The organism is Aquimarina sp. MMG015 (assembly GCF_018100855.1).
Lineage (GTDB): Bacteria > Bacteroidota > Bacteroidia > Flavobacteriales > Flavobacteriaceae > Aquimarina > Aquimarina latercula.
On the sequence record NZ_JAGJEB010000019.1, the window covers coordinates 20,324 to 42,363 of the forward strand.

The 22,040-nt window shown below is 30.8% G+C and carries 18 protein-coding genes; 12 read left to right on the forward strand and 6 right to left on the reverse strand.

The features are described from left to right. The first annotated feature begins 65 nt into the window (after positions 1-65). Complete coding sequence (locus J8L88_RS22685) at positions 66-1,523, forward strand: sodium:solute symporter (protein ID WP_118389652.1); 1,458 nt, start codon at positions 66-68, stop codon at positions 1,521-1,523. Here the strand turns inward: J8L88_RS22685 and J8L88_RS22690 are convergent. Then, positions 1,500-1,865: a CoA-binding protein gene (locus J8L88_RS22690; RefSeq protein WP_211061957.1), complete on the reverse strand. Its 366-nt coding sequence runs from the start codon at positions 1,863-1,865 to the stop codon at positions 1,500-1,502. The two genes, J8L88_RS22685 and J8L88_RS22690, sit on opposite strands and share 24 nt — an antisense overlap. 427 nt (positions 1,866-2,292) lie before the next feature. Between J8L88_RS22690 and J8L88_RS22695 the strand changes: the two genes are divergently transcribed. Continuing rightward, the gene (locus J8L88_RS22695; protein ID WP_051336025.1) at positions 2,293-4,713 is read left to right on the forward strand and encodes a TonB-dependent receptor domain-containing protein; all 2,421 of its coding nucleotides are present in this window, start codon (positions 2,293-2,295) and stop codon (positions 4,711-4,713) included. A 266-nt stretch (positions 4,714-4,979) separates the two neighbouring features. On the opposite strand, the gene J8L88_RS22700 is transcribed toward J8L88_RS22695, so the two are convergent. The 4 genes from J8L88_RS22700 to J8L88_RS22715 all read right to left on the reverse strand — a co-directional run bounded on the left by J8L88_RS22700 (position 4,980) and on the right by J8L88_RS22715 (position 9,850). Further along, entirely contained in the window at positions 4,980-5,990 is a 1,011-nt protein-coding gene (locus J8L88_RS22700) for a 3-oxoacyl-ACP synthase III family protein (RefSeq protein WP_027392330.1), read from the reverse strand. A gap of 221 nt (positions 5,991-6,211) precedes the next feature. Continuing rightward, complete coding sequence (locus tag J8L88_RS22705; protein ID WP_027392331.1) at positions 6,212-6,493, reverse strand: T9SS type A sorting domain-containing protein; 282 nt, start codon at positions 6,491-6,493, stop codon at positions 6,212-6,214. 1,348 nt (positions 6,494-7,841) lie between these two features. After that, the gene (locus J8L88_RS22710) at positions 7,842-9,149 is read right to left on the reverse strand and encodes an AarF/ABC1/UbiB kinase family protein (protein WP_211061958.1); all 1,308 of its coding nucleotides are present in this window, start codon (positions 9,147-9,149) and stop codon (positions 7,842-7,844) included. A gap of 35 nt (positions 9,150-9,184) precedes the next feature. Continuing rightward, positions 9,185-9,850, reverse strand: a complete 666-nt coding sequence (locus tag J8L88_RS22715) for a TetR family transcriptional regulator C-terminal domain-containing protein (RefSeq protein ID WP_211061959.1) — start codon at positions 9,848-9,850, stop codon at positions 9,185-9,187. Between the two features lie 257 nt (positions 9,851-10,107). On the opposite strand from J8L88_RS22715, the gene htpG reads away from it, so the two are divergent. From htpG to J8L88_RS22755, 8 genes are all read left to right on the forward strand, one after another. Then, positions 10,108-11,994 carry a molecular chaperone HtpG gene (gene htpG / locus J8L88_RS22720; RefSeq protein WP_027392334.1) on the forward strand — a complete coding sequence of 629 codons (1,887 nt, stop codon included), beginning with the start codon at positions 10,108-10,110 and terminating at the stop codon, positions 11,992-11,994. A gap of 151 nt (positions 11,995-12,145) precedes the next feature. Then, positions 12,146-13,126, forward strand: a complete 981-nt coding sequence (locus tag J8L88_RS22725; protein ID WP_211061960.1) for a response regulator transcription factor — start codon at positions 12,146-12,148, stop codon at positions 13,124-13,126. A gap of 99 nt (positions 13,127-13,225) precedes the next feature. Further along, positions 13,226-16,489: a protein O-mannosyl-transferase family gene (locus tag J8L88_RS22730; protein ID WP_211061961.1), complete on the forward strand. Its 3,264-nt coding sequence runs from the start codon at positions 13,226-13,228 to the stop codon at positions 16,487-16,489. A 172-nt stretch (positions 16,490-16,661) separates the two neighbouring features. Beyond that, a complete protein-coding gene (locus J8L88_RS22735; protein ID WP_027392335.1) occupies positions 16,662-16,895 on the forward strand; it encodes a thioredoxin in 234 nt (77 codons plus the stop codon). Positions 16,896-16,965: 70 nt separating this feature from the next. Further along, entirely contained in the window at positions 16,966-17,688 is a 723-nt protein-coding gene (locus J8L88_RS22740) for a hypothetical protein (RefSeq protein ID WP_211061963.1), read from the forward strand. Positions 17,689-17,695: 7 nt separating this feature from the next. Then, a complete protein-coding gene (locus J8L88_RS22745; RefSeq protein ID WP_027392337.1) occupies positions 17,696-17,959 on the forward strand; it encodes a DUF2024 family protein in 264 nt (87 codons plus the stop codon). Between the two features lie 68 nt (positions 17,960-18,027). Further along, positions 18,028-18,633, forward strand: coding sequence for a MarR family winged helix-turn-helix transcriptional regulator (locus J8L88_RS22750; RefSeq protein ID WP_027392338.1), 606 nt, complete (start codon positions 18,028-18,030; stop codon positions 18,631-18,633). A 235-nt stretch (positions 18,634-18,868) separates the two neighbouring features. Then, positions 18,869-19,717, forward strand: a complete 849-nt coding sequence (locus J8L88_RS22755; protein WP_027392339.1) for a DUF6503 family protein — start codon at positions 18,869-18,871, stop codon at positions 19,715-19,717. Positions 19,718-19,785: 68 nt separating this feature from the next. Here J8L88_RS22755 and J8L88_RS22760 read toward each other — a convergent pair whose 3' ends face one another. After that, positions 19,786-20,943: a M12 family metallopeptidase gene (locus tag J8L88_RS22760; protein ID WP_247666535.1), complete on the reverse strand. Its 1,158-nt coding sequence runs from the start codon at positions 20,941-20,943 to the stop codon at positions 19,786-19,788. A 281-nt stretch (positions 20,944-21,224) separates the two neighbouring features. On the opposite strand from J8L88_RS22760, the gene J8L88_RS22765 reads away from it, so the two are divergent. Together J8L88_RS22765 and J8L88_RS22770 are read left to right on the forward strand one after the other, a co-directional pair. After that, positions 21,225-21,686, forward strand: coding sequence for a hypothetical protein (locus tag J8L88_RS22765; RefSeq protein WP_027392341.1), 462 nt, complete (start codon positions 21,225-21,227; stop codon positions 21,684-21,686). Beyond that, positions 21,686-22,033, forward strand: coding sequence for a MauE/DoxX family redox-associated membrane protein (locus J8L88_RS22770; RefSeq protein ID WP_211061965.1), 348 nt, complete (start codon positions 21,686-21,688; stop codon positions 22,031-22,033). The genes J8L88_RS22765 and J8L88_RS22770 overlap by 1 nt, the downstream gene beginning before the upstream one ends. Positions 22,034-22,040: the final 7 nt, after the last annotated feature.

A 22,040-nucleotide genomic window follows, 5' to 3' on the forward strand; every position in this document is an offset into this window, starting at 1 on the left:
ATTTCAGGTTAGTATCGTAAAAATATTAATTCGTATTTTGGTGTTTTACTAATTCGAATTTTTATATGCAACCCATACATATTCTACTTTTAATCGCCGCTTACTTTGGTGTATTACTTTTAATTTCATATTTCACAGGAAAAAGTTCGGGAAACGAAGCCTTTTTTAAAGCGAATAAACAATCTCCTTGGTACGTAGTTGCTTTTGGTATGATCGGTGCTTCATTAAGTGGAGTTACATTTATTTCTGTTCCTGGATGGGTTGAAGGGGCACAGTTTAGCTATATGCAGATAGTTTTTGGATATCTGGTTGGTAATTTTGTTATTGCATATATCTTAATGCCAATTTACTATAAGTTAAACGTCACCTCTATTTATCAATATCTAGAAGAAAGATTTGGAGTAGTAAGTTATAAAACAGGAGCTTTCTTTTTCTTTATATCTAGAGTTTTAGGTGCTTCTTTCAGACTCTATCTTGTGGCAATTGTATTACAACAATATATTTTTGACGAATGGAATGTACCTTTCGAAATTACCGTTATACTTTCTATACTATTAATCTGGATATATACCTTTAGAGGAGGGATAAAAACAATCGTTTGGACTGATACGTTACAGACATTATTTATGTTAATCGCCTTAGGAACCGCAATCTATTATATTAATAATCAAATAGGATGGTCTTTTTCAGAATTTCTCTCTTCAGAGGAATTAAAAAATTATGATAAAATATTTTTCTTCGATAGCTTTTTAGAAAAGAATCATTTTTTCAAGTCATTTATTGGTGGTATGTTTATTGCCATCTGTATGACTGGATTAGACCAAGATATGATGCAAAAAAATCTAACCTGTCGTAACTTAAAAGAAGCACAGAAAAACATGGTTTCTTTTAGTTTTGTATTGATTGTGGTCAACTTTATTTTTCTTTTACTAGGTGCTTTATTATTCATATATGCTGATCAATTTAATATTGCCACCCCAGTTGTAGATGGAAATGTAAAAACAGATTTGTTGTTTCCAGAAATCGCAATTAATGGCGGATTAGGCATCGTATTAGCTATTGCATTTATACTTGGATTAGTTGCTGCTGCATACAGTAGCGCAGATAGTGCTCTAACATCACTAACAACTTCTTTCTGTGTAGACTTTTTAGGTATCGAGAAAAAAGAAAAGCAAAATCAAGTAGCGATTCGAAAAAAAACTCATATTGCCATGAGTGCCTTGTTAATCATCGTGATTATAGTTTTTAAACATGTATTAACGGAAAATGTAATCAGTAATTTACTAACCGTAGCTACTTTTACTTATGGTCCACTTCTAGGTTTATTCGCATTCGGAATTTTTACTAATTATAAAATCAAAGATAAATACACGTGGATTGTAGCTTTAATATCTGTTCTAATTATTATTGGAGTATGGAAAATACCTTCTGAATTCATTGGTGGTTATAAAATCGGTTATGAATTACTTCCGCTCAATGGATTACTTACATTTCTAGGACTAATACTGATTCGTAGAAAGTAACACCAAAGTACAAGCTACTTCTATATCTATATTCGCTTGTCTTAAAATCTTATAAAACTCTGGGTTTTCAGTTCCTGGATTAAAAATGACTCTTTTTGGATTAAGGCCCACTATATATTTATAGTATTGTTCCTGACGGGTAGGATTTAAATATAAAGTAACTGTATCAACATTTTCGAAATCTACTAAATCTGTTTCAATTTGAACTTCTGATACTTCCCCTTCACGCAATCCAATTGCTATAACATCATGATTAAAACGCACCAGCTTATTTATTGCCAAATTGGAATATCGATTGGATTTTAAAGAAGCACCTAATACTAAAGTTTTTTTGGATGTCATATGTATTAATTTGATTGCAAAATAAAGTTAATCTATCCATTAAAAGTTAAAAATAAAGGCTAAAATGTTAAAAACAAAAAACAGGTGTAACATAAGTCTTACCACTCACGTCTTATAGGTAAAGAAATATGATTTTTCATAAATTTAGTTAGTTAGTTAGTTACTTAATAATCAAATTTTATTCATAGTTGATGGTTAGTGTTACTATTTGATTATTATAAGAAGACCGCCCCTAATAAAGGGGCGGTTTTTGGTTATATAATTTATTGTTAAAAAAAAATATTAGTGTAACAGAATTTAGAATGAATCGTCATATATCAAACACACGATTAATCAACGTGTTTAAAACAGGGAAAACAAATGCTTTTGTATTATGCAATACAAAGTACAATGCTTAGCATAATTATCAATCAAATAAACGTTCGAAATGAAAACAATCAATCCACCTAGCCAACAGGCAGGCCAAAAAGCAATTTTATTATTTTTATTATTTTGCTTTTCTCTTGTCATAGCGCAACCCAGTAATAATGTAATACTAGGAACAATCTCAGGAAAAGTAATTGACAAAAATCTTAACCAACCTATACCGTACGCGACTATTATAATTAATGACGGCGCTGACAAATTAATCAGCGGAGGTATCACTACAGAAGATGGCACATTTTCAATTACAGATATCCCCAACGGAAATTACATTTTAAAAATACAGTTCATAGGATATAAAAGTCATAGTCAACCTATCGAAATTTCTAAGAAAAGTAAAAACATTAATGTTGGCACTGTTTCATTAGAAGAAGAGGCACAAGCTTTAGATGACGTAACTATTATAGCTGAACGTACAACCATTGAACAAAAAATAGATCGAAAAGTAATTAACATCGGAAAAGATCTAACTACTACTGGTGGTACCGCAGCAGAAATAATGCAAAACATCCCATCTGTAAACGTAGATCAAGATGGTAATATAGCACTACGTGGTAACCCAAATGTTCAAGTTTTAATTGATGGCAAGCCAACAAATATCTCGCCAACTCAATTATTGAAACAAATACCATCAACCTCTATTAAATCAGTTGAACTTATAACGAATCCGTCTGCTAAATATAACCCAGAAGGTATGAGTGGAATCATCAACATTGTATTGCGTAAAAACGCTAATATTGGATTTAATGGAAACATAAATCTTGGAGTAAACTGGGATAAAAATGCTAGATTTAACAGTTCTATAGACCTAAATTACCGAAGTGGAAAAATAAATGTCTATGGAAATTATGGTGCAAATATTACAAAAAATCTAAATCAAGGGTTTGTATTTAGAGGTGACCAAAATTATAGAACCGATTTCCGTTTTCAGGATAATAACAAATCACATTTATTCAAAGTAGGTTTTGATTATTATATAAATGAAAAAAACACCATATCATTATACACCAATCAAAACATATTTGATGGGAAAACTATTGGAACCACCGACATTTTGTTTTTTGACAACCCAGAAAATAACATTTTTCAGGATCTAATTAATAAAAGTGACAATTTAGGATCTACTTATAATTTTGATTATAAGCATGATTTTAAAAAAGAAGGGCATAATATAGAATTAGAAGTTGATTATAATGTTTTTGAAGGTGACAGCAATGATGACTTTAATTTTGCAGGAGGATTAACTCCCAATTATGATGACATATTAGACAATGAAAGAACAAATACAACAATCAATCTTGATTATGTAAATCCCTTATCAGAAAAAGCTAAATTAGAACTAGGATATGAGGGGCGATTAAGACGTACAGACAATGAATATCGCTCTACACTTTTTGATGATTCTAAATATCGTTATGATAGAGATATTCACGCTATATATGCTACTTATGGCAAAAATTATGAAAAGTGGTCATATCAATTGGGAGCTAGGTTAGAAAACTATCAAGTAGAAGCAATTTTTAATAATGAAAAAGTATTTGAAGATGATATTTTCACAATATATCCTTCTGCATATTTAACGTATACACCTGGAGAAAAAAACAGTTACCAATTAAGTTATAGTAGACGAGTGGATCGTCCTGGTCTTAATCAAGTAAATCCTATAAGGGAATGGAGTACACCAAGGATTACTTCTAGAGGAAACCCTGAATTAGATCCACAATTTACAAATTCAATCGAATTAAATTATACACGTAAATTGACTGGAGGCTCAATTACAGCAGGTACATTTTATCGTCTAATTAATGATGAAATTAATCAAACCTTACTAGCTGATCCAACTGTAGAAGAAGGTCAGATACTTACTTTTGAAAATTTTGACAATAACTCTGCGTATGGAATAGAAATTTCAAGTAATTATCGTCCTACTAAATGGTGGAATTTTAATGCTAGTTTTGATTTATACGCACAAACACAAAAAGGAATTGTGGAAGATATTGTAGAAGTAAATGGAATGGATGAGATTGTACAAGTCGCTAGTGAAGTTGATGCTGTTGTCTATAATTTTAGAATGAATAATAATTTTAAAGCTACCAAAAACCTTACTTTTCAAATATTCGGATTTTATCGCGGAGAACAGGAAGGTATCCAATTTAAGACAAAACCTTTCTATTTTATTAATACTGGTGCTAGATACAATTTCTTACAAGGGAAAGGAACGGCAAGTATAAACTTCAATGATATTTTTAACACTATGCGTTTTAGATTCTCAGGTGATTTTCCTTTCGAACAAAATGGACAATTCCAAGGAGAGACACAAACAATATTTCTTGGATTATCTTATCGTTTTGGTAGTGGAAAAAACAGAAAAGTCTCAAGGAAGAGAAGAGACAAAAATGAAAAAAGTGGCGGTGGAATCCTCTAAATCAATCAATTAATATGTTAAATTCATAAAATATATCTATAATATTTGTTAAATTTAAGTATTAATTAAAAAAAACGTTGGTTAGTTAAATATTCGTAAAAAACATACTGTTTTTGTAACACTATCCAATTTGTTACGTCTATTATAGTAGTACCATTTGGTTATAAATTATTTGAATTAGCCTTTAAAAAAAAATAACCCAAGTACATATAAAAAATCGCGAAACGATGTTTCGCGATTTTTACTTTATATATTTCCTTATAATACTACCATTTAATAATAGCACTCCCCCAAGTAAATCCACTTCCAAAAGCTGCTAACACTACAAGATCACCTTCTTTAATTTTACCTTCTTCCCAAGCTTCGGTTAACGCAATTGGAATTGAAGCGGCAGTAGTATTTCCATATCTTTGAATATTATTATAAACCTTGTCATCAGATAATTTAAACTGTTTTTGAACAAACTGAGATATTCTGAGATTTGCCTGATGTGGAATTAACATATTAATATCCAAAGGAGTAAGATTATTTTCCTGTAAGCCTTCATTGATAACTTCAGAAAAACGAACTACTGCATTTTTAAACACGAATTGCCCATTCATATATGGATAATAAGGAATGTTCTCTTGATCATTCTCTGCGATGATTTCTGGTACCCAATGATCAGTACTAGGACCTTCTAACGAAAGTTCTTTAGCATGAGCTCCTTCACTATGTAAGTGGGTAGATAATACACCACTTCCATCATCTTTTTCATTTCTAGATAAAACCATTGCTCCTGCTCCATCACCAAATATAACAGAAACTCCTCTACCTCTAGTAGTCATATCCAATCCCCCACTATGATTCTCACTTCCTATAATCAAAACATTTTTATACATTCCTGTTTTGATAAATTGATCAGCCACAGATAATGCATACACAAATCCGCTACACTGATTACGAACATCTAAGGCCGGTACAGTTCCCATATCCATCATATCCTGAACTCTTACTCCACCTCCAGGAAAGTACATATCAGGACTAAGTGTCGCAAAAATAATTAGATCAATATCATCTTTTGACAACTTTGCTCTTTCTAAAGCTATTTTAGCTGCTTTTACTCCCATTACAGAAGTACTATTTCCATCCCCTTTTTTGATATGTCGTCTTTCTTTTATTCCAGTTCGTTCCTGAATCCAAGCATCATTGGTATCCATTACTTTAGAAAGATCGTCATTAGTTACAACATTCTCAGGAACATAGCTCCCTAATCCTGTTACTTTTGAAGTATACATATATTTTTAATATTGAGTGTGTATTGTGTGCAATAATAGCTAAATACTATAGTTGCTAAAAAACTGCAGAGCAAGATATGTATTCTTATGTTTTTGATAAAAGAAACTGCAGTCTTATTGTATGCACGCATAATAAAATCACCATATTCTCCATTTATATATCAAAAGTAGCCTCAAGAAATAATATGTTTATTGACAAAACCTAACACAAAAAAGAATAGTCAAAACTTTAATATTTCTTTCGATATTTTATTCACATTATCAGTAACCTCAACCCTATACATTCCTGAAGGAAAAGGACTTAAAGACAATTTATATCTCCTAGACAAATTATTTTTTGATTTTATAATTTGCCCTTCTTTATTATATAAAACATAAGAAACATTAGCATCCTCTTCATCTAAATCTATATAAATAGCATTGGAAGATTGAACTAAATATACCGAAAATGCATACTCCAAAGTTTCCTTTAAATCATTTTGAAATATAGAATGTGTATTCATATTAAACTATTTTCTTGTTTTAAAACAATAACTATTAGTATTTTAAACAGAACTAATATTAAGAATCATCATGATTAAAACTACTGATTTAAAATATCTGAGAAGAGCGAAAACTTTTTAGAAAAGTCACTTTTTTCGACTAATGACTAATAAAATCTACAAACGTATATCAATAACAACCTTCAATTATCTTTTTCTAAAAAAACAGAAAAACAAATTAAATAATTTTTAGCTTCTAATAGGATAATTAATAAAACACTTCATATCATAATACTAACATTGGAAAAATCCCTCATTAAAAATTTGAAATAAAGTTCACACCTCTTGTGAAACACAAAACTACTTTCTTTCAAATAGTGCGATATATCGACAAAAGAGTTTATAAAATGTTAAAATCCCCGTTTGAACCCATAATACTATTTGTTAAATTAAATATAAAATATCGTTAATTTTACACATTAAATAACTTAATTAAAGGTGATTAAAATATTTAAAAAACATAACAGTACGCTAAAACCATATTTTAATTAAAGTAAAACCATATTTATTATCGAAGTGTAATTCCTACATTTGACCCGAGGCTGTTATCATAGTAAAAATTCAAAAAGAGCAACCAACTCTAAATCATAAACTATGAAAACTATATTAAAGTTTTACCATCTTTATTTAGGCAAATCCAATTCCATTTTAATCAGGAATCACTGGATTCAATCCTATGGAATGTATCATGAATAGATTTGATAAATTCCATCGTGTATTAACCAAAACCTCTTTATTCTTAATTGCCTTAATAATCGTCTTACTTATTGTCTACATCATTCTTCAAGTTTTTTAAGAATAAACTAAGAGAAGATTAAAAACACATATAATGATTCATTAATATATAACACACAGAAAAACCAATCTAGTAAACCCTGAAAATCTGTTAGTTAAGATAGCAGCCTCAATTTTCAATATTTCACAGAATTGGTTCCGGGAACTAGATAATAGTTCCCGGTTTTAAAAAATCACAAACGCAATACTTTATTTTGGTGTTTTAAAGTGCACAGCGGGTTATTTAGTATTGTCGTTTTACCGGAGGTTTTCTATTATTAAATAATAAGCCTCCGGATTTAATTTGTCCCCAACCAAAAAAATATCTTTGAATTAAACTTAACACACAATCATCAAATTTAATTTTAAAAGGTGTTTTCCGGGAGCTAACCCCATAGCTTCCGGTTTTTTTTATAAAAATATCAGAATCATTCTTGATCTTATACCAAAAAAAACGAAAGGCACGCCAACCACAGCATGCCTTTCTAACAACCTAACCAATAAATAAACAAACCAAAGTCAGTCGATTGACCGACTAAAGGTAATTTTCAAAATTTTTAACACGAATCGTCGACTTGAGATCGTGCAATAAATTGTATAAACCGAAAAATGTTCTATTGATATACAAAAAATGCTTACTTCCTCTATTACCATTCATCTTTCTTAACTCTGTATCTTTAGAATATTTTTCACTTAAATCTGTTATTTTATTCCAAAAATCTTCATCCGCAAAATCAAAAACCTCTTCATTAAAAGGTTTAGTGAATAGACTAAGCATTTCATAGAACAACTCCGAGAAAAATGCTTTCTCTTCTGCCGAATCATCTTCTCGGAGTATTTCCAGTTCGAACATCTTTAGAGCAAAAAAATCGGGGTTTTCGATATTTTCTTTATCAGCTAACTCAAAATATGGAGTATAAAACTCTAAAGGAACTTTTTTAACACAACCGAAATCGATTGCTATTAAATTATCGTCTTTATCTACAAGAAAATTCCCTGGATGAGGATCGGCGTGCACGGCTTTCAGTACATGCATTTGATACATATAAAAATCCCAAAGTGCTTGTCCAATTTTGTCAGCTTTTTCTTGATCATTATTTTCTTTTGCAAATTCGCTTAAGTGAACACCATCCATCCAATCCATAGTGATGATCCGCTTACTGGATAAATTTTCATAATAATTCGGGAACCTTAAATTAGGAATCCGCGAACAAGAACCAGTAATATCCTTGCTTTGCTGTACTTCTAAAACGTAATCGGTTTCTTCTAGTAGCTTACCTTCTAATTCCTGAAAATATTTATCAGAATCTTTCCCTTTTAAATTAAACATTCTGATGGCGATGGGCTTTACCATCGCCAGATCAGAACTTATACTGTCTGCAACTCCAGGATATTGAATTTTCACAGCAAGTTTTTTCCCGTCTTTAGATGCCTTATGTACCTGTCCGATACTGGCAGCATTAACAGATTGAGTTGCAAACGTATCATATAATTCTTCCGGATATTTTCCGTGATATTTCTTAAATGTTTTTCTTACCAGTGGCGCAGATAATGGAGGAACGCTAAACTGTGCTAACGAAAATTTCTCCACATACGCACTTGGTAAAATATTTTTTTCCATTGAAAGCATTTGCGCAACTTTCAACGCGCTACCTTTTAAATTTTTTAACCCATCATAGATATCAGCGGCATTACTCTCATTTAATTGATCTCTTGTAATATTAGGGTTTACCGCTTTTTTACTATAATATTTTAGATAATTACCACCTACTTTAACTCCTGTCTTTACAAGTTCGGTAGTTCGTCCAATTTTTGATGTAGGTATTTTATCAATTGTCTTCATATTCCTCTTCTATTCTTTAATTTACTCTAAAACATCTAGTTCCACATCGTTTTTTCTTTCCATAGAAACTTTCCAAAATCCAACACACTACTCAAAGGTGTATTATCGAATAAATCGAAAATTGTATGTACCGATTTTTCTATAGCAACATCCGTTTTTTCGAATCCTGGAGATTCATCTTGCATCCAGAATTTTAATAGAAATAAAAATTGTAACCAAGCTCCCTCTGAATATATAGACACCGGATTTTTGGCTATCCTAAACATTTTATCATCATTATCAACCTCAATTAATTCCTTTGCAAAACTTTTAATATGATTTCGCAAACTTTTTAATTGCCCTAAATTTTTAAGCGGCATTTCATGATATTTCAAAACTAAAAGAACGTAGCTTCTATTTAGCGTTAGTAATTCAAAAAAAGTAAAGAAAAATGTTAGCATTTTATCCTTACTCGATAAAGAATCATATTCTTCATTTCCATTCATAGCATCTATAGTAGTACTAAAAAAAGTATTCCAAATTCCTTTATTTACACTATCTAAACTACCAAAAAACTCATAAAACTCTTCTTCCTTAATTTTTGACTCTTTACAAAATTTATATACCGATTTAGGGTACATATCATGTTCGAGTACATAGTTCATATACTTTGTTATAACATACTGACTATCTACAGTTTGTTTCTTATTAGATGCTGCCATAATTCTCATTTTACAGAGTAAAGATAATCATTGTTTAACTTTTTTAGAAAAAACTTGAACAAAAAAATTGTTAAAGTTGTTTCATAAAAAATGAAACTTAATTCCCTTTCTTTTTAATAGACGAAATTGTATTAATATACTTACGTTTTTGTATTCACAATTTTATTTCAATGTCAGTTTGTCAGCAAAATATAATTGGTATTTTTTTTGACTATAGAGAATCACAATAGTGATAATTAAAACTAAAACATAAAAAAATGGCAACAGGAAGTATTAATGTATCGGTAGAAAACATTTTTCCTTTGATTAAAAAATTCTTGTATTCGGATCATGAGATCTTTTTAAGAGAATTAATATCTAACGCAACAGATGCTACGCTAAAATTAAAGCACTTAACTAATATAGGAGAAGCCAAAGTAGAATATGGTAATCCTAGGATTGAAGTTAAAGTAGATAAAGAAAATAAACGATTACATATTATTGATCAAGGAATCGGTATGACAGCCGAAGAAGTTGAAAAATATATCAATCAAGTTGCTTTTTCTGGCGCTGAAGAGTTTTTAGAAAAGTATAAAGACAGTGCCAAAGATTCTGGTATAATAGGACATTTTGGACTTGGTTTCTACTCTGCGTTTATGGTTGCGGAAAAAGTAGAAATCATTACTAAGTCTTTTAAGGATGAACCAGCTGCTCATTGGACTTGCGATGGTTCTCCTACCTATACTATAGAAGCTCACGACAAAACCGAAAGAGGTACTGAAATTATACTTCATATTGGAGAGGAAGATACAGAGTTTCTTGAAGAGAATAGAATCAGTGAATTATTGGTGAAATATAATAAGTTTATGCCTGTTCCGATTAAGTTTGGAACTAAAACAGAGACTTTACCAAAACCAGAAGGAGCAAAAGAAGAAGATCCTGCACCTACAGAAGAAGTTGACAACATTATTAACAATCCAAGTCCAGCCTGGACAAAACAACCTTCTGAATTAAAAGATGAAGATTATAAAGGATTCTACAGAGAGTTGTATCCAATGCAGTTCGAGGAACCTTTATTTAATATTCACCTTAACGTCGATTATCCATTTAACCTTACTGGGATTTTATATTTCCCTAAGCTTGGTCAGGATATGAATATGCAGAAGGATAGAATTCAATTATACCAAAATCAGGTATTTGTGACGGATAACGTAGAAGGTATCGTTCCTGAATTCCTTACGATGCTTCGTGGTGTTATTGATTCTCCTGATATTCCTCTAAACGTTTCTAGATCATATCTACAAGCTGATGGCGCTGTAAAAAAGATTTCTAGTTACATTACTCGTAAGGTAGCAGACAAATTAAATTCTTTATTCAAAAATGATAGAGAAGATTTTGAAAAGAAATGGAATGACATCAAAGTAGTTATAGAATACGGAATGCTTTCTGAAGACAAATTCTTTGAAAAAGCAGACAAATTTGCATTATATCCTACTGTTGATGATACTTTTTTCACTTTTGATGAATTACAAGAGAAAATTAAAGATAGTCAAACAGACAAGGATAATAAGTTAGTAGTCTTATATGCATCTGACAAAGATGAGCAACATGCGTACATATCGGCTGCAAAAGATAAAGGATATGAGGTATTATTACTAGACTCTCCTATCGTTTCTCATTTGATCCAAAAATTAGAAACTAGCAAAGAGAATATTTCTTTTGTTCGTGTAGATGGTGATCATATTGATAATTTGATCAAAAAAGATGAAGAAACTATCTCTAAATTATCTGATGAAGAAAAAGATAGCCTGAAGGCTGATTTGGAAAAGGTTATTCCTGCTGAAAAGTATACAGTACAGTTAGAAGCTATGGATAGTAATGCTTCGCCGTTTATGATTACACAACCAGAATTTATGCGTCGTATGAAAGAGATGCAACAAACTGGAGGTGGTGGAATGAACATGTTTGGTAATATGCCGGAGATGTACAACCTTATAGTAAATACTAATCATGATTTAATTAGTGAAATAAAGGACACTAAAACTGATAAAAAGAAAGAACGCCTAATCAAGCAATCTCTTGACTTAGCAAGACTTTCTCAAAATTTACTAAAAGGTGAAGAATTAACTGAATTCATCAAACGTAGTTTTGATATGATAAAGTAGTTGTAGAAACACTAACGTTTTTAGAATATAGATTATAACACCGCTTCACTGTCTAATCAGTAGAAGCGGTTTTTATTTCTGATCTATATATGTATTACATATTTTATTATTTTTACAACATCACTCTTTTCTATTAAGATAATAAGACAAAATGAGAACTAAAATTTATCTTTTCATATTAATACTCTGCATTGGTTTTAATACGAATGGACAAGAAATCGTGTCAGGCTATTTACATATAGAAAACCCAAAAGATTGGGAACAAGAAGTACATCTAAGTAAGGTAGAATTAAATGAAAGTAATAACAGCTATACATATACTCCAATAGCGTCATCAGATATTTCTGAAAAAGGATACTTCGCTTTTGATCAAAAATGGTTTAATACTACTGATCATATATACAAAATCCACCTCAACCCTATATCAGAATCAAAAAATAAAGAATTAGTTAAAAATTCAAAGTTATTTATTTTATCAAAAAATGATTCTATTCATTTCGAAAAAGGAGAAACATTATTTTCAAGTTATTCTACCAATAACCAAGCTGATAAAGAATGGCAACAGTTAAAGAAATTTGAATCTAAATTTGAAAGTTTACACGATAACTTTGATACTGAAGAATACTTACTGAGGACAAAAGGATATATAAAAGACTCTTTACAAATACTATTGGTAAAATTAATCAGTATTAAAAAACTTGATGATAAAAAATTACTAGAAAGAGACATCAAAGAAAATACTGCATATTATAACAGCTTATTAAAAGAATTAAAATCTAGCGAAATTGATCCTTCTTTATTTATATATCTTGAGAACAAGCTTTCTTTAGTTGATAAAAGAATTACCGAAAAAAAATATTCTTTAAGTATGTTCTTAAATGGGATTGCTGGGTTAATTATACTAACACTTATCTTTTTAATTATAAGAAAACGAAAAAAAGGAAATAGTACTCCTATAACAGTATTAAGCAATCAAGAAAACACTATCAAGGAGTTAATTATATCTGGAAAGAGTAATAAGGAAATTGCTAATGAATTATTTATTAGTATTAATACAGTAAAAACTCATATCTCTAATATTTACAGCAAGTTAAATATAAGTAGTAGAAAAGAATTATTAGTTAAAAAGTAAAATCATACCCGTACTAGTACTTTATTACGACTTCTAAAATCACACTTTTTTTAATATATACACTTCTTTTGATTACCAAAACAAAGGCAATCAAAACGAATGAATATTTCTCTTTTTAAAAAATGGAATTTAGTACTTGGCTGGACCGTATTTACTATTTCTTTGGTAGTATATATAATAACTGCAGAACCTACAAATAGTTTTTGGGATGTAGGAGAATACATTTCTGCTTCTTCTAAATTGCAAATTGGACATCCTCCAGGTGCTCCTTTATTTCAGATGATCGGTGCATTTGCTTCTCTTTTCGCTACTGCTCCAGAGCAAATAGCATACACCTTAAATATTACCTCTGGAATTGCAAGTGCATTTACTATATTATTTATGTTTTGGTCGATTACCTTGCTTCTTAAAAATCTAGCAATTTCTAGATCAAGTTTTACAACTAGCTCAGCCATAACAATACTAGGTAGCGCCTTTACTGGCTCCTTAGCATTTGCTTTTACTGATAGTTTTTGGTTCAATGCAGTAGAAGCCGAAGTATACGCAATGGCTACTCTTATACTATCAGTTATGTTCTATTTAGGGCTTTTATGGCAGCGGGATATGAATACACCTAAAGGAAACAAATGGATCATTGTAATTTCATTTATTATTGGGCTATCTTTTGGTGTTCATTTTATGGGATTGCTTTCTATTCCTGCAATAGGTTTGTTATATTATTTCAAAAACTATAAAACCGTAACGTTCAAAAATTTTATTGTTGCTAATATTATTGTAATAGCTACATTACTTTTCATTTTTAAAATGTTACTACCTTACACATTAGCATTTTTTGGAACTTCGGAAATATTCTTTGTAAATTCTATTGGATTGCCTTTTCACTCAGGAACTATAATAGCAGGTATAAGCTTGATCATTTGTTTTTATATGGGCCTTCGATTTACCAGAAAAAAAGGGTATCCTTTGATGAACACTTCTCTACTCTGCATTCTTTTTATTCTAATAGGATTTTCTAGTTGGTTAATGATTCCTGTTAGAGCAAATGCAGGTACCGTTATAAATGAAAATAATCCAAATAACGCTCGAGAATTATTAGCTTATTACAATCTAGAACAATACCCAAAAACTCATCTGTTTTACGGACCTCAATTCTCTGAAATATACGGAAACTTAGATGAACAAGAACCCTATTTAGACGACAAACCTAAATATGAAAAAGACATAAATACAAAAAAATATGTGATTGTTAATGATTGGAAAAATGCACGACAAAACTTAGATAATACTCATAAAACTTTATTACCAAGAATGTGGAGCACAGAACATATTAGTAATTATATGTTATTCAGTGGACCTTTAGAGTTCTCTGTTAAAAATGAATATCAAGATCAACAAGAACTGATTGACACAGTCATTGATTTTAGAAAAAAGTATGCGTCTGGCGAATTAGATTATGATGATTATCACAAGTTCTTAGAGTCATTCGGTCAGTTTTTAGATATAAAACCACCCTCTTTCTTTGATAATGTATCCTATTTATTTCAATACCAAATCAACTATATGTATTGGAGGTATTTTATGTGGAACTTCGTTGGAAGACAAGATGATGTCCAAGGCAAACTATCTTCTTTGCATGGAAACTGGCTCAGTGGAATTCCTATTATCGATGAATCTCGTTTAGGTTCTCAAAACAATTTACCAACGGATACATTAAAAAATAAAGCAAGAAACACCTACTACTTTCTTCCTTTAATTTTAGGGTTAGTAGGATTCGTTTTTCACTTCCAAATGGATAGAAAAAATTTCTGGGTATTATTGGTATTCTTTTTATTTACGGGGTTGTCATTAAAAATATATCTTAATGAAAGACCTTTTGAACCAAGAGAAAGAGATTACGCCTTGGTGGGTTCTTTTTATGTATTTGCAATTTGGATTGCATTTGGAGTCTATGCTCTTTTTGATATCTTAAAAAATCAGATTAGTACTAAAAAGGCTGCATATTTAGCTATTGCAATTTCATTACTTGCAGTACCTTCATTATTAATTTCTCAAAACTGGGATGATCATGATCGATCCAATCGATACACTGCTCAATCTTCTGCAAAAACGTATCTATCTTCTTGTCAGAAAGATGCTATTTTATTTTCTATTGGAGATAATGATAGCTTTCCATTATGGTATACACAAGAGATAGAAGGTTATCGGACAGATATACGAATTTTAATTACGAATTTATTGGCTACAGATTGGTATGTTGATCAAATGAAAAAGGCAGCCTATGATGGCAAACCTGTACCATCACAATTAGAACACAATTTTTATGCATATGGAAACAACGATGCTGTTTTCTTTAAAGAGGTAACAAAGGATACCATGCATATTAAAAACTGGATGAGATGGATAACTTCTAATGATCCAAGAACGAAGGGTGAACTTATGAATGGAAAAACAGTATCCACCTTTCCTACTAAAAACATTAGGATTCCGGTTGATAAAGAAAAAATCCTTAAAAATGGTATCGTTTCTGAAAAAGATGCCGATAAGATTGTACCTTATATAGATATTCATTTAAAAGGAAATTACATCCCAAAACATAGATTAGTCATGTTAGATATCATTGCGAATAACAACTGGGAACGTCCTATTTATTTTACAGGAGGTAGTTTTGGCGATGACGATTACATCTGGATGAAAGATTATTTACAGCTAGATGGAATGACCTATAAACTTGTCCCTATTAAAACAAAAGTAAATCCAAACAATCCCTATCAATTAGGAAGAGTGAATACGGATATTATGTATCAAAACGTAAAAGCTTGGGACTGGGGAAATGGAGATAGTACAGAGATTTATCACGATCCCGAAACTAGAAGAAATGGGATATCATACAGGACCAATTTAGGTAGACTCGCAAATCAATTAATAAAAGAAAATAAGTTAATTAAAGCAGAAGAAGTTCTAGATTTAGGAATAGAAAAAATGCCTTTGGAATTCTATGAATATTATACTCCTTTACACGATTTTATAAATAGTTATTATCAGATAAATAAACAAGAAAAAGCAAGGTCTCTTTGGAAACAAGTAGCTAAGAAATATCAGGAACAATTACAATACTTTGCAAATCTATCCTATGAAAATCAACAAGAACATTTCGAAAGTATTATGGACAATGTAACATATTATAGAGATCTTATAGACACACTTGTTGAAAATGAAGATACTGACTTAATCGATACAGAAATAGATTTATTTAACAAGTATATAGGCTTATTTCCAAGATTTTTTACTAGAAGAGAAAAACCTTCATTAGAAGATGAAGAAAACTTATTAAAGGAATTAAAATCAGAACAGGAAATTAGGTGATTTATAAATAAACTAAAACTAATAACAAAATATGCTTTTATAACATCGATACGTTATTTATCATGGATACGACTAAAGTTATTTTGATGTTAAAATTTATAAAAAATATTATTTAATTAGGATTCCTTACTATATTTGTTTCAGAATTTTTTAAACCTTAAAAATTATCAAAATGAGTAAATCAATTTTTTATCATGCAGGATGTCCCGTTTGTGTAAGTGCAGAACAAGACCTTATACATCTAATCGGAGCTTCAAATGTAGAAGTTGTTCATCTAGGAGAGGATCAATCACTAATTAGTAACGCAGAAAAAGCAGGTGTCCAATCGGTTCCAGCGCTAGTGACAGCTAACGGCAACGTATTACATATTAATTTTGGCGCATCTTTATCTGATGTAAAAAAATAAAAAAATTTAAACTAAATAGTTAGGATTCCTAATCAAAAGAATCCTAACTATTCTAAAACTAATAGAAATTATGAGACATATGTTTTTTTTAATACTGATACTATTAAGTAATGTATTATTTGCTTGTGACGAGTGCAAAAAATACGATAATGATAATTTAAAGATCATTGAAGTTAGTGTTACTCATCTAGAGGAACTATCCAGTACCATTTGGGAAATTAAAGTAAAAGGAAAGGCAGGAGAAACCACTCCTGAACCAGTAGGGCAGCTTCATGGGGCTCCAGTTTTGGGATATGTTTTTCCAACTACATTAAAACCTACCGATGTGGGTTTTAATAGTACTGAAGGAATTATTGCCCTGGCATTAACATCACATCCCGATTTTGATGACACTCCTTTATGGGATGAAAACTCTGACAAGAGATATGATAACGATGGTATCGTATGGCATCCACATTGGGTAGTTCTGCATTCGGACAAAAGAGTCAAAGGTGGATTATCAGTAAAGCAATTTAAAAAAGATGATAAAACTATTAAACTTCCTCCTACTAATCCGGGAATGCCAATGTATATGGATTCTCCAGGTTTTCAAGTGATTACTAAAGGAAACTCAATCAAAGTAGTTATCCCCGATTACCGAATAAGCAATCAAACTAATTTCAAATTTGATGCAGTTTCCGCTTATATGCAGGTAAATACTGAAAAAAAAGAGTTTCCTATGCTCGGTGTTTATAAAGTATATAGTGTTTTAAGTACCGATCTCTCACTTCCGTATAATGTTGAATTCAAATAAAAAGAAAATGAAAATAGCTGTTTGGGATACTTATGTAAATCGAAAAGATGGATTGCTAATGCATTTTGACATCCTTGTTTCAAATGAAAGCATGGATGAAGATCAGGTTTTAGCATATGGAAAAAAGTACTTAAGTACTAAAACTTTTAAAACTCTTAGTTTGACTGCTAAAGAATGTAGGTTTTGTCATATTGAAACCGCTTCTCCAGAAATTGTAAATCTTATAGAAACTAAGGGTTATGCTATAATCGAAATGGAAAATTGTAATTAGTAATGAATTAACTAATTAGGATAACTAACTTTGCAAATAAGAAAGCAAAACTTTCTTATTAGTTTTATATGGATAAGAGTATTTTCAATATACCGTTTCAACATGAAGATATCAATGCTAAAATTGTTATTGGTTTAGAACGTATTTCTGAAATTTTCCGTGTTTTGTTATGGGAATATTCTAAAGAACTTAAAATAAGCCCTATACAGATTCAAATCTTGATTTTTGTAGCGTATCACAAGGAAAGTCAATGCACAGTTAGTCATTTAGCTAAAGAATTTAATCTTACCAAACCTACTATTAGTGATGCTGTTAAGGTCTTGGAGCAAAAAAAACTGATCTCCAAAAACAAAACATCCACTGATAGCAGAAGTTATCATATTAGTTTAACATTAAATGGAAAAAAGAGTGTTTCTGAAACAGAGAACTTTGCCAATCCAATTAGGAAACAAATTGATACCCTTAATTTTGAAGAGCAACAATCGCTATTTTCAACGCTTAGTTCTTTAATCTATAAATTAAATAAATCTGGTGTTTTATCTGTTCAGAGAACCTGTTTCGCGTGTAAATTTTATGAAAAGAAATCTGAAACCAATGATTTCTGTAATCTTATTCAAAAGGATTTAAGTTCTAACGATATCCGATTGGATTGTCCTGAATTCGAAAAAAAATAAAAAACCTCCTGACCCAAGTTTTCAGGAGGTTTTTGCTACATAATACATTACTCTACAAGCATATATATATATTAGTAATCGATAAATGATTTTTGTTACTATATTTCTAGTATTTAACAAATATGACTTTACTATTCTAGCCTTATAAGGTTATCTATCTGTTACAATTTTCATAAAGATTACATCACTAGTTATGCTTTTAGTATTTTAGTTTACTGACACAAATAACCTCATTATGAAAAGAATCTTGATAATATTATTAACTATCTCTATATTAAGTTGTAATCAAAACAAAAAAGAAAAACAACCTGCTCCAGAAGTTACTGAGACTAAAGACCCTATTCCTGTGGAACCTAATGGCGGAATAGGTGACGGAGCTTTATCAATCTCAGATCATTTTATTAGCAGTATAGAAAAGGCGCATAAAAAAGAAAAGTTTTTAAATCACAAGGCAGTTAGTTTTTATATTAAAATTCTTTTCAACGGAAAAGAGCATTTAGAGGGTAAAGTTACGATGCTCACAAATTCATCGAAAATAAGAATTGATAAAAAAGATGATAGTAAGCTTATTTATGATGGGGAGAATGTATATCTCTGTCCTGCGGATGCAAATGATAAAGGAGCGCGTTTCGATATGTTTACTTGGACTTATTTCTTTGGGTTACCGTACAAATTAAGTGATCCAGGTACGAAATGGGAAATGCAAGATGATAGAACTCTTAATAATACCATACACAGCACTGCTAAACTTACTTTTGAAGCCGGAACAGGAGATGCACCTGATGATTGGTATGTAATTTATGCTGATCCAGTTGCTAAATCACTACAAGCTGCTGCTTATATTGTTACTTTCGGAAGTGATGGTGATATTTCTAACGCTGAGGCAGATCCGCATGCCATTCATTATAAAGACTTTATTACTATTGATTCTATCCCCTTTGCAACAAGATGGGAGTTTTATGGGTGGACTTCAGAAAAAGGAATGACCGATAAGTTAGGCGAAGCTACTATTAGTGATATTACATTTTTGGAAAACGAGGGCGAACTATTTGATGACCCTGAAAACTCTAAAATCATTGACTAAAAATATTAATTAAACAAAAAACACCGCTTTTAAAGCGGTGTTTTCTTTATTCACAACTTCAGTAAAGTTTACAATCCCGAAATTACGAATTCCTCCCAGTTCCCTATTGATATTCTATTACAAGTCATTGGTTGACCGCCATCTTCTGAACTAATGTACTTACCATTATTACCTTTTAATGCATACGTATTTCCTCCTCTATTCACTAATGTAAATTGTTCCCAAGATCCTATTTGTGATCTATTACAAGTAATAGGTTTAGCACCGTTCTCACTGCTTACATATTTTCCGTTATTTCCTTTAATGGCTATTTTTCCACCACTCAGTGTTACTATTTCAAATTTTTCCCACACTTGTGGATTCGTTCTATTACAATTCATTGGTTTACTCCCATTTTCGCTGCTCACATATTTACCATTACTCCCTTTTAATTCAATCATATTATTAGAAACCTGCGCTGGATACATTTTATTAATACCAATAACATCACTATCAGACAAACCATTACGTTGAGCGTTATACGTATCTCCATTAATCCGAGTTATAGTAGGTTGACCATTTTTAGAAAAAGCATATGATCCATACATCATAATACTCCCAAGATCCAGATTAGAAGTGTATTCATTACCATCCTGACCTTGTTCTATATAAGTTTTAAAATTAAATTCTCTACCGCTTTGAATATTTTCGAAAACTACTCTTATGTATTGATCTCGATCCTTTCTACTTTGTTCATGCCATAATCCAATAGCATGACCAATTTCATGAATTGTATTACCAGTGGAACATCCATTTGCCAACGTAATATCTTGGCGCCCTCCAATACGTCCAACATAAGAAGAACACCCCGATCCATTTTTAAAATACACATAATTGGATTGGTTTGTACGTGGTACAAATCTTAACGCTGTTTTGGATTCCCAATGAGCTATTGCATTTGTTATTCGAGCTTGATTAGGCATTCCACTCTGGATAGTATAATACACGATGTTATTAGGCCATCTCCCACCAGTTCTTCCTACTCCTTTATTTGTATCAGATAATTCTATTTTTATATCACCTTCTAAAATGTAATATTTATTAATACTCTCAACATTTATTTCTTCTCCATTTAAAATGATTTGCAATAATTCTCCTGTTTCATTAGGATATGCCTGCTCTAAGCTAAAATCATCATATACAGTTTGTTGATCATCGGACTGTAATTCTTGCGATTCGCATGACATTAGCAATATGCTTATCATCAATCCTATCCATAAGGGTTTGAAAATTTTAAAATAATCATTCATAATGTGAGTTTGTGTGGCTTTAAAAACAATACTATATTAACCATAACTTTTCTTTTAATTTTATGGAAAATACTAAGTGCCTTAAAACTTTTAAAAAACGACGTATATAAAAAAGTATTCGTTTACCCAGCGCAAAAGGACTTGATAATTGTATTATACTTTCTCTATTTTTTGTATCTTGTAGTAAACACAGGATAACCAAACTTAAATTCAAACTCATGACTCCATTATTCAAAAAATTACAACTACCTCCATCACTTGATGAGATATTAATATTGAATGAACCGGAAGGATTTTGCAAAGAACTAGATTGCCTAAAGGATGTTATAGTAAAAGAATCTTTGATACAAGTATCTGAAGTTGATTTTGCATTAGTCTTTGTTAAGGAACAAAAACAAATCGAAAACCGAATCGAAACTATTTTTCCTAAATTAGTTGGTGATGCTATTCTTTGGTTTGCTTACCCTAAGAAAAGTTCTAAAAAATATAAGTCTGAGATCACAAGAGATCATGGATGGGGAGTTTTGGGTGATTATAACTTAGAGCCTGTAAGACAAGTAGCTATTGATGAAGATTGGAGTGCATTACGTTTTAGAAAAGTAAGTTTCATAAAACATATGAAAAGAAGTAAAGATTTTGCACTCAGCAGTGCTGGTAAGGTAAAAACAACTGGGATTTAATGAGTTGGCATTTGTATATTTTATCCGGTGTTTTTATAATCGCCGGTATTTTTCACCTTATTAAACCAAAGGCATTTATGAGAATTATGCCGCTATATATTCCATATCACAGGCAACTGGTCTACCTAAGTGGTATCGCGGAAATTATTGCAGGTATTGGTCTTTTATTTACTCAGACACGTTTTTTTTCGGTTTGGTCTATTATATGCATGTTAATTTTATTTTTTCCAGTTCATATACACATGCTTATAAATAAAAAAGCAGGTTTAAATTTGCCAAAATCAATTCTAGTATTTAGGTTATTACTTCAATTTGGCTTAGTTTATTGGGCACAATCATATCTTTAAAAAACAA